The organism is Streptomyces nojiriensis, from assembly GCF_017639205.1.
In the GTDB taxonomy this organism is placed as follows: Bacteria; Actinomycetota; Actinomycetes; order Streptomycetales; family Streptomycetaceae; genus Streptomyces; species Streptomyces nojiriensis.
On sequence record NZ_CP071139.1, the window covers coordinates 3,591,738 to 3,605,298 of the forward strand.

9 protein-coding genes and 1 pseudogene are annotated in these 13,561 nt (G+C 71.8%); 6 read left to right on the forward strand and 4 right to left on the reverse strand.

What is annotated here, in order from left to right:
• Nucleotides 1-44: 44 nt before the first annotated feature.
• Nucleotides 45-2,282: an MMPL family transporter gene (locus JYK04_RS16705; RefSeq protein WP_189737138.1), complete on the reverse strand. Its 2,238-nt coding sequence runs from the start codon at nt 2,280-2,282 to the stop codon at nt 45-47.
• A 146-nt stretch (nt 2,283-2,428) separates the two neighbouring features.
• On the opposite strand from JYK04_RS16705, the gene JYK04_RS16710 reads away from it, so the two are divergent.
• The 3 genes from JYK04_RS16710 (at nt 2,429) to JYK04_RS16720 (ending at nt 6,054) form a co-directional block, all read left to right on the forward strand.
• Nucleotides 2,429-3,157 carry a TetR/AcrR family transcriptional regulator gene (locus JYK04_RS16710; RefSeq protein ID WP_229875246.1) on the forward strand — a complete coding sequence of 243 codons (729 nt, stop codon included), beginning with the start codon at nt 2,429-2,431 and terminating at the stop codon, nt 3,155-3,157.
• A gap of 268 nt (nt 3,158-3,425) precedes the next feature.
• Nucleotides 3,426-3,659 carry a heavy-metal-associated domain-containing protein gene (locus JYK04_RS16715; RefSeq protein ID WP_189737140.1) on the forward strand — a complete coding sequence of 78 codons (234 nt, stop codon included), beginning with the start codon at nt 3,426-3,428 and terminating at the stop codon, nt 3,657-3,659.
• Nucleotides 3,660-3,771: 112 nt separating this feature from the next.
• Nucleotides 3,772-6,054: a heavy metal translocating P-type ATPase gene (locus JYK04_RS16720; RefSeq protein ID WP_189737142.1), complete on the forward strand. Its 2,283-nt coding sequence runs from the start codon at nt 3,772-3,774 to the stop codon at nt 6,052-6,054.
• 392 nt (nt 6,055-6,446) lie between these two features.
• Here the strand turns inward: JYK04_RS16720 and JYK04_RS16725 are convergent, their stop codons facing one another.
• Both JYK04_RS16725 and recD2 read right to left on the reverse strand, forming a co-directional pair.
• A complete protein-coding gene (locus JYK04_RS16725; protein WP_030010215.1) occupies nt 6,447-7,736 on the reverse strand; it encodes a citrate synthase in 1,290 nt (429 codons plus the stop codon).
• A 183-nt stretch (nt 7,737-7,919) separates the two neighbouring features.
• Entirely contained in the window at nt 7,920-10,178 is a 2,259-nt protein-coding gene (gene recD2, locus JYK04_RS16730) for an SF1B family DNA helicase RecD2 (protein ID WP_189737144.1), read from the reverse strand.
• A 277-nt stretch (nt 10,179-10,455) separates the two neighbouring features.
• On the opposite strand from recD2, the gene JYK04_RS16735 reads away from it, so the two are divergent.
• Nucleotides 10,456-10,974 carry a DUF937 domain-containing protein gene (locus JYK04_RS16735; protein WP_189737146.1) on the forward strand — a complete coding sequence of 173 codons (519 nt, stop codon included), beginning with the start codon at nt 10,456-10,458 and terminating at the stop codon, nt 10,972-10,974.
• 56 nt (nt 10,975-11,030) lie between these two features.
• Nucleotides 11,031-11,543, forward strand: a pseudogene (locus JYK04_RS16740) (GNAT family N-acetyltransferase); the annotation flags it as partial.
• On the opposite strand, the gene JYK04_RS16745 reads toward JYK04_RS16740, so the two are convergent.
• Nucleotides 11,449-12,429: an EamA family transporter gene (locus JYK04_RS16745; RefSeq protein WP_189737149.1), complete on the reverse strand. Its 981-nt coding sequence runs from the start codon at nt 12,427-12,429 to the stop codon at nt 11,449-11,451. The pseudogene JYK04_RS16740 and the gene JYK04_RS16745 overlap by 95 nt on opposite strands.
• Before the next feature lie 100 nt (nt 12,430-12,529).
• Between JYK04_RS16745 and JYK04_RS16750 the strand changes: the two genes are divergently transcribed.
• Nucleotides 12,530-13,438: a LysR family transcriptional regulator gene (locus JYK04_RS16750; RefSeq protein WP_189737151.1), complete on the forward strand. Its 909-nt coding sequence runs from the start codon at nt 12,530-12,532 to the stop codon at nt 13,436-13,438.
• Nucleotides 13,439-13,561: the final 123 nt, after the last annotated feature.

The following is a 13,561-nucleotide window of genomic DNA, read 5'->3' on the forward strand; positions in this document are numbered from 1 at the left end:
GGGGACCCCGCCGGGTCCCCTCACCCGGCGCCGAAGGGCACGGTCTAGGCGCCGGCCCCCACGGGTATCCGGTCCGGCTCCGGTGCCGGGGGCGCGGACTCGCCCTCGCTCAGGCCGAACCTCTCGTGCAGGCGGCGCAGCGGGGCGGGCGCCCACCAGGTGGCCCGTCCGGTCAGCTTCATCACCGCCGGGACCAGGAGGCTGCGGACGACCATGGCGTCCATGAGGACCGCCAGCGCGATCCCGAGCCCCAGCATCTTGGTGTTGGTCACCCGGGAGGTGCCGATGGCCACCATCACCACCGCCAGGATCACGGCCGCCGCGGTGATCAGCCCGCCGGTGCGGGCCAGCCCGGTCCGGACGGCGCTCTCGTGGTCCCCGGTCCGGTCGTACTCCTCCTTGATGCGGGATATGAGGAACACCCCGTAGTCCATGGAGAGCCCGAAGGCGATGCAGAACATCAGCACCGGCAGGGTGGTCTCTATGTCGCCGGTGGCGGTGAAGGAGAGGAGCCCGGAGAGGTTGCCCTCCTGGAACACCCACACCACCGCCCCGAACATCGCGGTCAGGCTGAGGGCGTTGAGCAGCACCGCCTGCAGCGGTATCAGCAGGCTCCCGGTGAGCAGGAACACCAGCAGCAGCGTGGCGAGGACCACCAGGGCCGCCGCCGCGGGCAGCGCGCCGGCGATGGCCTTCTGCGCGTCGACGAGGACGGCCGCCTGTCCGGTCACCGAGGTCTTGAAGCCGGCGTCCACGGCGCGGACCTCGTCCACCAGGTCCCGGGCCGTCTGCCCCACGGCCTCCCCCTCGACGGACACCGAGAAGGTGGCGTACTCGCTTCCCGTGGCGGAGCCGATCGGCCCGTCGACCCGGGTCACCCCGGGCAGGGCGGCCAGCCGGTCCCGGTAGGCCGCGAGGCGCTCGGGGCCGGGGGCTCCCTCGGCGAGCACGGTGATACCCCCGCCGGGGCTGCCCGGGAAGTTGTCGCGGATCTGCTCCTGCACCACGTGCGAGGGGGCGTCCTTCGGGAGCTGCCGGTCGTCGACCGTGCCGAACTCGACGCCCATGAAGGGCAGCCCGAGGAGCAGCAGGCCCACGGTGGTGGCCGCGGCGAAGACCGGGGCGCGCCGCATCACGAGGGCGGCCGCCCACCCCCAGACCCGGCCCGTCTCCGCGGGCCCGGTCACGGGTGCCTCCGCCCGGCGCCGCCGCCACAGCCGGCGCAGGTCGAGGGCGTTGACCCGATCGCCGAGGAGCACCAGGGCGGCCGGCAGCAGGATCAGTGCGGCCGCAGCCGCGAGCAGTACGACCGCGACGCCGGCGTAGGCGAAGGAGCGCAGGAAGTACATGGGGAAGAAGAGCATCGCCGAGAGCGAGACGGCGACGGTGAGCGCCGAGAAGAGCACGGTGCGCCCGGCGGTGCGCAGGGTGGCCCCGACCGCGGCGACCGGATCACGCCCGGCGGCGAGTTCTTCACGGAACCGGCGGACGATGAACAGGGCGTAGTCGATGGCGAGTCCGAGGCCGAGCGCGGTGGTCAGGTTCTGGGCGAAGACGGAGACGTCCGTGAACTCGGTGAGTCCGCGCAGTACCGCATTGGTGCCGAGGATGGCCACGATGCCGACGCCGAGGGGGAGCAGGGCGGCGACCGCGCTGCCGAAGACGAGGACGAGCAGGACGAGGGTGACCGGCAGGGCGATGAGCTCGGCGCGCAGCAGGTCTTCCTGAATGGTCCGGGTGACCTCGCGCTGGACCGCCGCGGGACCGCCGAGGGACACCCGCACCGGGCCGTGTTCGCCCTCGAAGCGCGGGGCCATGCGTTCCAGTGCCGCGGTGGCCGTCTTCTCGTCGCCCTGGACGCGGGCGACGATGAGCGCCTGCCGGCCGTCCTCGGAGCGCAGCGCGGGCATCTGGGCGCGCCAGTACGAGCCGACGCCGACGACCCCCCGTTCGGCGGCGAGTGCGGTCGCGAGCCGTTCGGCTTCGGCGGCCACGGCGGGGTCGTCGACCCCGGTGGTGCCCGCCGCGGCGTCGACGAGCAGGAGCAGATTGGGCTCGGAGTGCGGGAACTCCCGCTCCAGGGCCCGCGCGGCGTAGGTGGACTGGGCGCCCGGGTCCTCCCAGCCGCCGCTTCCCAGCCGGTCGGCGACGCCGCCGCCCGCGACCACGGCCAGGGCCGTGACCAGCAGGGCGAGCAGCAGCGTGAGCCGCGGCCGGGCCGTGACGAACCGGGTCCACCCCGCGTCCGCCCCGGAGGACGGCGGATTCTTGACTTCGGACATGACTCGGTGTCCCCTTCACCGTGATTGCCAGGCCACATAGACTGGCAAACACGAGCAGTCGCTCGCGTTTTCACAGAATGCGAGCGATCACTCGCGTTTGTCAATCACCCACGGGAAGCAGGGGATTGGACATGCCGGGGACACGCATGGGCAAAACCACCGAAAAGGAGATCAAGAGCTCTGCCGCCGAGGCCGCCATGGGCGCCACGGGCGCCGAGGTCGCCGCGGACGCCGTGGACGCAACCGGCACGGGCACCACCGCCGCCGCCCCGCGCCGCCGCCAGGCCCGCGGCGAGCGCCGGATCTCCCAGCTGCTGGCCGCCGCCGCCGGGGTGTTCTGCCGTACCGGCTACGCCTCGGCCAGCACCAACGCCATCGCCCGCGAGGCCGGCGTGTCGCCGGGCACCCTCTACCAGTACTTCCCCAACAAGGAGGCCATCGCGGTCGAGCTCGGCGGGCAGCTGCTCCAGCGCGCGCACGAGACCCACGGACAGGCCTTCCGCCCCGAGAACCTCCAGCGCCCCCTGCCCGAGCTGCTCGACGCCGTCCTCGACCCGGTCATCGCCTTCAACTGCGAGAACCCGGCCTTCTGGGCCCTCATGCACGGCACCGGCGTCCCCGGCATCGCCCAGGAACACGAGGAACTGCACGCCGGCCTGCTCGCCCGCATCGAGGCCGTGCTGCGCGACTTCTGCCCCGGGGCCCCGGCCCATGAGCTCACCCACACCTCGAACATGATCCTGGGCATCTTCAAGTCGTCCCTGGACCTGATCCTGGCCCACGAGGGCGACGAGCGCGCGGCCTACACCGCCGAGCTCAAGACCGTCCTGCTGCGCTACCTGGAGCCGATGATCACCAGGACTCCCCCTCACTGACCCGCCCGACACGCCCGGCCCGCCCGGCCCAATCGGCCCGCACCACCGCGGCAGCCACGGTCCGGGCGAGGCTTCCCGGGTGATCCGTATCGGCCATCTCCCGGCAGTTCGCCGATACCGGCCCGTTTTCCCTGCAGGATCGAAAAAGTGGGAGCCGCTACTCGCGTTGATACCCCCCAGGGGTATAGTCTCGAAGAGTCGGGAGGACGGTGGAGCCATCGGCCGCCCCTCCCGGTGACCGGCACACGCCCCTGAAGAGGAGAACGACATGACCGCCGAGACGGACACCCAGACCACCACCGTCTACCGGGTGACCGGCATGACCTGCGGACACTGCGAAGGCGCGGTGACCACCGAGATCTCCTCGCTGCCGGGCGTCAGCACGGTCAAGGCCGTCGCCGCGACCGGTGAGGTCACCGTGGTCTCCGCCGCCCCGCTCGCGGACGAGGACGTCCGCGCCGCCGTGGACGAGGCCGGCTACGAGTTCGCCGGTCAGGCCTGAGCGGCCCGCAAGACCCGCACGGCACCCGCGGCAGCCCCGCGGCACCCTGCCGGGCCGTGCCGGCCAGCTCATACTGGTCCCGTACGGCCCGGCCATCCCCTGGAGCCGGAACATGAGCAGCAGCACAGTGCACGACGGACCGATAACGGCGGTCGAACTCTCGATCGGCGGGATGACCTGCGCCTCCTGCGCCGCCCGCATCGAGAAGAAGCTCAACCGGATGGACGGCGTCGAGGCCACGGTGAACTACGCCACCGAGAAGGCCCGCGTCTCCTACACCGGTGACGTGCAGGTCGCCGATCTGATCGCGACCGTCGTCAAGACCGGCTACACCGCCGAGGAGCCCCCGCCGCCGCCCGCCCCGGAACCCGCCGAAGAAGCGCGGAGCGGGGGGACCGAGGCGACGGAGGCGACCACGGTTCCCGACCCCGCGCTCGTCGCACTGCGGCAGCGCCTGCTGGTCTCCGTCGCGCTCGCCCTGCCCGTCGTCCTGCTCGCGATGATCCCCGCCCTCCAGTTCGACAACTGGCAGTGGCTCTCCCTGACCCTCGCGGCACCCGTCGTCATCTGGGGCGGGTACCCCTTCCACAAGGCCGCCTGGACCAACGCCCGGCACGGCGCCGCCACCATGGACACCCTCGTCTCGGTCGGCACGCTGGCCGCCTTCACCTGGTCGCTGTGGGCCCTGTTCTTCGGCCACGCCGGCATGCCCGGCATGCGCCACGGCTTCGACCTCACCATCTCCCGCACCGACGGCTCTTCCGCCATCTACCTGGAGGTCGCGGCCGGCGTCGTCTCCTTCATCCTCCTGGGCCGCTACCTGGAGGCCCGCTCCAAGCGGAAGGCGGGCGCGGCCCTCAGGGCGCTGCTGGAGCTGGGCGCCAAGGACGTCGTCGTGCTGCGCGCGGGCCAGGAGGTCCGGATCCCGGTGGGCGCGCTCGCGGTCGGCGACCGGTTCGTCGTCCGCCCCGGCGAGAAGATCGCCACAGACGGCACCGTCGTCGAGGGCAGCTCCGCCGTGGACGCCTCCATGCTGACCGGCGAGTCCGTCCCGGTCGACGTCGCCGTGGGCGACTCCGTCACCGGGGCCACCGTCAACACCTCCGGACGCCTGGTCGTCGAGGCCACCCGGGTCGGCGCCGACACCCAGCTCGCCCGGATGGCGAAGATGGTGGAGGACGCGCAGAACGGCAAGGCCGAGGTGCAGCGCCTCGCCGACCAGATCTCCGGGATCTTCGTACCCGTCGTCCTGGTGCTCGCCATCGGCACCTGGATCACCTGGCTGCTGATCACCGACGACCCCACCGCCGCCTTCACCGCCGCCGTGGCCGTCCTGATCATCGCCTGCCCGTGCGCCCTGGGCCTGGCCACCCCGACCGCGCTGATGGTCGGCACCGGGCGGGGCGCACAGCTCGGCATCCTGATCAAGGGCCCCGAGGTCCTGGAATCCACCCGCCGGGTGGACACCGTCGTCCTGGACAAGACCGGCACCGTCACCACCGGCCGGATGACCCTCGACGGCGTCTTCACCGCCGCGGACGTCGACGAGCGCGAACTCCTGCGCCTCGCCGGGTCCCTGGAGCACGCCTCGGAGCACCCGATCGCCCGGGCCGTCGCCGCCGGGGCGGCGGAGCGGGCCGGCTCCCTGCCGGTTCCGGAGTCCTTCGAGAACGTCGCGGGGCTCGGCGTCCAGGGCGTGGTCGACGGACACGCCGTCCTGGTGGGCCGCGAGCAGCTGCTGGCCGACTGGTCGATCGAGCTGCCGGCCGCACTGGCGAAGGCCAAGGCGGCCGCCGAGGCCGCGGGCAGCACCGCCGTCCTGGTGGCCTGGGACGGCGCGGCGCGCGGGGTCCTGACCGTGGCCGACGCCGTCAAGGAGACCAGCGCCGAGGCGGTCTCCCGGCTGCGGGCGCTGGGCCTCACCCCGGTCCTGCTGACGGGCGACAACAAGGCCGTCGCCGCGACGGTGGCCCGCGAGGTGGGCATCGACGAGGTGATCGCCGAGGTCCTCCCGCAGGACAAGGTGGACGTCGTACGCCGCCTGCAGGCGCAGGGCCGTACGGTCGCGATGGTCGGCGACGGGGTCAACGACGCGGCCGCGCTGGCCCAGGCGGACCTGGGGCTGGCCATGGGCACCGGCACGGACGCGGCCATCGAGGCGGGCGACCTGACCCTCGTACGGGGTGACCTGCGGGTCGCGGCGGACGCGATCCGGCTCTCGCGCCGGACCCTGGCCACGATCAAGGGCAACCTGTTCTGGGCCTTCGGCTACAACGTGGCGGCCCTGCCGCTGGCGGCCGCCGGGCTGCTGAATCCGATGATCGCGGGGGCCGCGATGGCCTTCTCCTCGGTCTTCGTGGTGACCAACAGCCTCCGGTTGCGGTCCTTCCGCTAGTGGCCCTCCTCCTCACGGTCCCCACACTTCCTTCACGGGAGACGCAGATCACAGTGATCGCAACGTAACCATCCGGGGTCGTCGTGGGTCTAATGGGGCGGTGCCAAGAACGTCTTGGGGGACGTTTCACGAAAACCTGGGGAGGTTTCCGTGGGCATCAGCCGGCCGGGACACGTACCCGCGGGAGGCTTTGAGCGGCCCTCCCGGACGAACGGGTCCCGGCACACCGACGCCCCGGCTCGGGTCCCGTGGGGGGAATCCGTTTCGGGGAAAAGGGAAGCGCCCCGACCGTCGACCCGTGGGGGGATCGACGGCGGGGCGCTTCTCGCATGCTCAGGGTTGTCTGCGGTGCGCTCCGCGCGGCCGCACGCCGCGCGGAGGAAAGCCTCGGGTCAGCGGGCTTCCACGGGGACGAAGTCGCGCAGGACCTCGCCCGTGTAGATCTGGCGCGGGCGACCGATGCGGGAACCCGGCTCCTTGATCATCTCGTGCCACTGGGCGATCCAGCCGGGAAGGCGGCCGAGCGCGAAGAGCACGGTGAACATCTCGGTGGGGAAGCCCATCGCCCGGTAGATGAGACCGGTGTAGAAGTCCACGTTCGGGTAGAGGTTGCGCTCGACGAAGTAGTCGTCGGCCAGCGCGTGCTCTTCCAGCTTGAGCGCGATGTCGAGGAGCTCGTCGCTCTTGCCGAGCGCCGAGAGGACGTCGTGCGCCGCCGCCTTGATGATCTTCGCCCGGGGGTCGAAGCTCTTGTAGACGCGGTGTCCGAAGCCCATGAGGCGGACGCCGTCCTCCTTGTTCTTCACCTTGCGGATGAAGGCGTCGACGTCGCCGCCGTCGTTCTTGATGCCTTCCAGCATCTCGAGGACGGACTGGTTGGCGCCACCGTGCAGCGGACCCCACAGGGCCGAGATGCCGGCGGAGATCGAGGCGAACATGTTCGCCTGCGAGGAACCGACCAGGCGCACGGTGGAGGTGGAGCAGTTCTGCTCGTGGTCCGCGTGCAGGATCAGCAGCTTGTCGAGCGCGGAGACCACGACCGGGTCCAGGTCGTACTCCTGGGCCGGCACGGAGAAGGTCATGCGCAGGAAGTTCTCGACGTAGCCGAGGTCGTTGCGCGGGTAGACCACCGGGTGGCCGACCGACTTCTTGTACGCGTAGGCCGCGATCGTCGGGAGCTTGGCCAGCAGACGGATCGTCGACAGGTGGCGCTGCTTCTCGTCGAACGGGTTGTGGCTGTCCTGGTAGAACGTCGACAGCGCGCTGACCACGGAGGACAGCATCGCCATCGGGTGCGCGTCCCGCGGGAAGCCGTCGTAGAAGCGCTTCACGTCCTCGTGGAGCAGCGTGTGCTGGGTGATCTCGTTGCGGAACGACGCGAGCTGGTCGACGGTCGGCAGCTCGCCGTTGATCAGCAGGTACGCGACCTCGATGAAGGTCGACCGCTCGGCCAGCTGCTCGATCGGGTAGCCGCGGTAACGCAGGATGCCCTGCTCACCGTCGAGGTAGGTGATCGCGGACTTGTAGGCCGCGGTGTTGCCGTAGCCACTGTCCAAGGTGACGAGCCCGGTCTGGGCCCGCAGCTTCGAGATGTCGAAGCCCTGGTCACCGACGGTGCTTTCGACCACCGGGTAGGTGTATTCACCGTCCGCGTACCGGAGTACTACAGAGTTGTCGCTCACGTCATCCCTCACCGACGTAGTGCCTCTTCTTCGAGGTGCCCTGACTTCCTCTACCTTCCCCCATTTGGCGCAGGAGAGTGCACTCGGGGTCGGCCTTTGGTGCTTCTGGCGGCACTGAGTGCCGCCAACCTGCTCATCCTGCCCCCCCCGAGCCGGTTGCCGGAACCCCAAATGATCGATCATCTAGGTGATGTTTCCCACCGGTATCCGGCCGGACAGCCTGGCGGCGACCGCCGTGTACCTCCTGCCTGCGGAAACGGTACGCACCGCCTGGCCGAGGGCCTTGCGGGACCCGACGAGGACGACCAGTTTCTTCGCCCTGGTCACCGCCGTGTAGAGCAAGTTGCGCTGGAGCATCATCCAGGCCCCGGTGGTGACGGGGATCACCACCGCCGGATATTCACTCCCCTGTGAACGGTGAATGGTGACGGCGTACGCGTGGGCCAGCTCGTCGAGCTCCCCGAACTCGTACACGATCTCCTCGTCCTCCTCCGTCCGTACCGTCAGGCGCTGTTCGTCCACGTCCAGTCCGGTGACCACGCCCACGGTGCCGTTGAAGACGCCGTTGGCGCCCTTCTCGTAGTTGTTCCGGATCTGGGTCACCTTGTCGCCCACCCGGAAGACCCGGCCGCCGAACCTCTTCTCCGGCAGGTTCGGCCGGGCCGGTGTCATCGCCTGCTGGAGCAGTCCGTTGAGGTTCCCGGCGCCGGCCGGGCCGCGGTGCATCGGCGCGAGCACCTGGACGTCCCGCCGCGGGTCGAGCCCGAATCTGGCCGGGATCCTTCGGGCGGCCACGTCCACGGCCAGCACCCCGGCCGCCTCGGTGTCCTCCTCCGGGAACAGGAAGAAGTCCGGCAGCCCGTCCGTGATCGGCGGCAACCCGGTGTTGATCCGGTGGGCGTTGGTGACCACGCCGGACTGCTGGGCCTGCCGGAAGATCCGGGTCAGCCGCACCGCGGGCACCGGGCCGCCCTCGGCCAGCAGGTCCCGCAGCACCTCCCCGGCGCCGACCGACGGCAGCTGGTCCACATCGCCGACCAGCAGCAGGTGCGCCCCCGGTGCCACCGCCTTGACCAGCTTGTTGGCCAGCAGCAGGTCCAGCATCGAGGCCTCGTCGACGACGACCAGGTCCGCGTCCAGCGGGCGCTCCCGGTCGTACGCCGCGTCCCCGCCCGGTTTGAGCTCCAGCAGCCGGTGCACCGTGGAGGCCTCGGCCCCGGTGAGCTCGGCCAGCCGCTTCGCCGCCCGGCCGGTGGGCGCGGCCAGCACCACCTTCGCCTTCTTCGCCCGGGCCAGCTCGACGATCGAGCGCACGGTGAAGGACTTCCCGCAGCCGGGCCCGCCCGTGAGGACGGCGACCCGGCGGGTCAGCGCCAGCTTCACGGCGTCCCGCTGCTCGGGGGCGAGCGTGGCCCCCGTCCGCCCGGCGAGCCAGCCCAGGGCCTTCTCCCAGTCCACGTCCTGGAAGCCCGGCATCCGGTCGTCCTCGGCGTGCAGCAGCCGGCGTACCTGCCCCACCAGGGACAGCTCGGCCCGGTGGAAGGGCACCAGGTACACCGCGGTCAGCGGGTCCGGCCCGCCCTGCGGATCCGGTACGGGCTCCCGTACGACCCCTTCCGGGTCGGCGGCGAGCTCGGCCAGGCAGTCGATCACCAGCCCCGTGTCCACCTGGAGCAGCTTGACCCCGTCGGCGATCAGCCGGTCCTCGGGCAGGAAGCAGTGCCCCTGGTCGGTGGACTGGGACAGGGCGTACTGGAGGCCGGCCTTCACCCTTTCGGGGCTGTCGTGCGGGATGCCGACGGCCTGGGCGATGCGGTCGGCGGTGAGGAAGCCGATGCCCCACACGTCGGCGGCGAGCCGGTAGGGCTGGTTCTTCACCACGGAGATGGAGGCGTCGGCGTACTTCTTGTAGATGCGCACGGCGATGGAGGTGGAGACGCCGACGCCCTGGAGGAAGACCATGACCTCCTTGATGGCCTTCTGCTCCTCCCAGGCCGCGCCGATCAGCTTCGTCCGCTTGGGGCCGAGCCCGGGTACCTCGATCAGCCGCTTCGGCTCGCCCTCGATGACGTCGAGGGTGTCGGTGCCGAAGTGCTCCACGATCCGCTCGGCGATCTTCGGACCGATGCCCTTGATCAGGCCCGAGCCGAGGTAGCGGCGGATGCCCTGGATGGTCGCGGGGAGCACCGTCCGGTAGTTCTCCACGGTGAACTGCTTGCCGTACTGCGGGTGGGAGCCCCAGCGGCCCTCCATCCGCAGGGACTCGCCGGGCTGGGCGCCCAGCAGCGAGCCGACCACCGTCAGCAGATCGCCGCTGCCACGGCCGGTGTCCACACGGGCGACCGTGTACCCGCTCTCCTCGTTGGCGTAGGTGATGCGTTCGAGCACGCCGTCGACCACCGCCAGTTGCACCGCCCGCGGCGCCCCGTCTGCTGCTGCCATGACCCGAAGCTACCGGGCGGCGCCGACAGCGCGTCAGCCCTGTGGACAACGCGGACGGCAACGAAAAGGGGGTCCCGCCTCGCGGCCGGACCCCCTCACGGTTACCCCTCCCGTGTCGGACTTCCCGATCCCCCCAGATCCCTCCCCGGAAGCACCGACGCAACATACGACCCGCGATACGCCCGCAGGGTTGCATCCGGAACCACAGCTTTACGTTTCCGTTACCCAACGCCTACTCAAGGTGCTGGCGAATCAGCACAGAAGTAGCGTTTCAGGCATGACCGAATCCTCATTCCAGGACGATGTGCTGGGCGAACTCGGCGACGACAAGCTGACCGAGATCGCCGGCCTGCTCGGCACGGACGACTCCGGCGCCCGGGAGACCGTCTCGCAGACCGTCGGCGCGATGACCGGCGACCTCCGGCAGAAGGCCGACGCGGACGACGCCGACGGCGTGGCGGTGCGCCAGGCCATCGCCGAGGTCGCCGAGGCCGAGCCGCCACTGGAGGGCGTGGCCACGCTCGGCGGCCTCGGCGGCCTGCTCAGCGGCGGCATGATGGCCGGGGTGCTCGCCAAGGTGGGCAAGCCCGTGGCCGCCGCCGTATCGAAGCGGACCGGCATCCCCGCGGCCACCGTCAGCCGGGTGATCGAGATGCTGATCCCGGTCGTCCTGGCGGTCCTGGCGAAGCGCGCCTCCGGCAGGGCGGCGGGCACCGCGGCGCCCGGCGCGGCCCCCAGCGGCGCCCCGGGAACGAGCGGCGGCCTCGGCGACCTGCTCGGCGGTGGCAAGAAGTAGCCGGCAGGAAACAACCCCTGCGAGGTCCCACCGGCGCGCCCACCCCCTAGGGTTGCCCCATGGCTGAGAGCGTGCGGCTCCGCGACCCGGAACCGGGTGACCTGGGGTGGATCGTGCAGCGCCACGGCGCGCTGTACGCCGCCGAGTACGGCTGGAACAGCGACTTCGAGGGCCTGGTCGCCCGGATCGTCGCGGACTTCGCCCAGGACCACGACCCCCACCTGGAACGGGTGTGGATCGCGGAGCTGGACGGCCGGCCCGTCGGCTCGGTGATGTGCGTACGGGAGGACGGCGCGCCCGGCACCGCCCGGCTGCGGCTGCTCCTGGTCGACCCGCAGGGCCGCGGCCGCGGCGTCGGCACCCTGCTGGTCGACACCGTCGTGGCCTTCGCCCGCTCGGTCGGCTACCGCGAGCTGGTGCTGTGGACCAACGACGTGCTGACCGACGCCCGCGAGCTCTACCTGAAGGCCGGGTTCACCCTGATCGCGGAGCGGCCGCACCGCTCGTACGGAGCGAGCCTGACGGGACAGGACTGGCGGCTGCCGTTGCGGGAGGACTCCCCGCGCTGACGCCCGAACCGACCCCCGTACGGTTCGCGGCGCGCGCCGGGGCCAGCGAGGTCAGCGCCACCCCGCCCACCAGCAGTACGGCCGCCAGCCAGCGCAGCCCCGAGACGGACTCCCCGAGGACCAGGGCCGCGGAGGACATCCCGAACACCGGGACCAGCAGCGAGAACGGGGCCACCGAGGAGGCCGGGTAGCGGCGCAGCAGGTAGCTCCAGGCGGCGAACCCGAAGACGGTGGACACCCAGGCGACATAGCCGATGACGGCCGCCCCGGACCAGTCCAGGGCCCGCAGCGCGGCCAGGTCCCGCTCGGGGCCCTCCAGCAGCAGCGAGAGCGCGAGCAGCGGCAGGACCGGGACCGTGCACACCCACACCATGAAGTTCAGGGCGTCGGGCGGGGCGGCCTTGCGGGTCAGGACGTTGGACACGCCCCAGCAGGCGGCGGCCGCCACGACCAGCGTGAAGCCGAGCACCGGCCCGGAGGTCCCGCCGTCCACCGCGGCGACCGCGATCCCGGCGAGCGCCACGGCCATCCCGAGCACCCGCACCCGGCCCGGCCGCTCACGCAGTACGACGGCGGCGAGGACGGCGGTGAAGACGGACTGGATCTGCAGGACGAGCGAGGACAGCCCGGCCGGCATGCCGGCGTCCATGCCGGTGAAGAGAAGGCCGAACTTGGCGACGCCGAGGGCGATCCCGACCCCGACGATCCACTTCCAGGCGGCCTTGGGCCGCCCGACGAAGAACACGGCGGGCAGGGCGGCGACGAGGAAGCGCAGGGCGGACAGGAGCAGGGGCGGGAAGTGGTCGAGGCCGATCTGGATGACCACGAAGTTGAAGCCCCAGACGGCGGCGACGAGCACGGCGAGGGCGGTGTGTACGGGACGCATGCTTCGAGCATCGACCGCCGGACCATGTAGCACCAGCTCGGATGTCTTCCGGGATGGATGAAGCGTTGCTTACGGATACCCGCGGTGCGACGATGGGGGCATGCTCGATCTCGCCCGGCTGCGCGCCCTGCACGCCGTCTCCGTCCACGGCTCGGTCGCAGGCGCGGCGGCCGCCCTCGGCTACACCCCCTCGGCGGTCTCCCAGCAGATCTCCAAGCTGGAACGGGAGACCCGCACGACCTTGCTGGAGCGGCGCGGGCGCGGCGTCGCGCTCACCGAGGAGGCCCGCCATCTCGCCGACGCCGCCCAGGAGTTGCTGGCGATCGTGGAGCGCACCGAGACCACCCTGGAGGAGCGGCGCGGGCAGCCCGGCGGGCTGCTGACGGTGGCCGCGTTCGCCTCGGCGGCGCGCGGGCTGCTGCCGCAGGTGCTGGCCGATCTCGCCCGCCGGCATCCGGCGCTGGACGTCCGGCTCACCGAGGTGGACCCGCACCTGTCCGTGGAACTGGTGGCCCGGGGGGTCACCGATCTGGCGGTGGCCCACGACTGGGACATCGCCCCGCTGCCCGCACCGGAGGGGATCGAGCAGGCGGTGATCGGGGACGACCTCTGCGACCTGGTCGTCCCGGCCGGGCATCCCTTCACCACCCGCCGGGTCATCCGCCGCTCCGACCTCGGCGGCGAGCGCTGGGTCTGCCAGCCGCCCGGCCGGGTCTGCCACGACTGGCTGGTACGGACCCTGCGCACCGCCGGGTTCGAGCCCGACATCGCGCACGTCGCGGAGGAGAACCACACCATCGTCGCCCTGGTCGCGGCCGGGCTCGGGGTGGCCGTCGTACCCCGGCTGGGCACCGGCGCACTGCCGCCGGGGGCCGTGGCCGTACCGCTGGAACCGGGCCCCGTACGCAGGCTGTACGCCCTGTGGCGGACCGGGGCCGCCCGGCGCCCCGCGATCACCGAGGCCGTACGGAGCCTTCAGGAGCACTGGGCGGACCTGCAGGAGGCGTAGGCCGTGTCGGCCCGGGGCCTCGTCCGGGGGACCTTCCGAGTGTCCGTCACTCCCCGGGCGTACCGCGGCAGTAGGGTCCGGCGCGTGCCGTACCACGCCTCGCGCCGGAACCTGCTCGCCGCA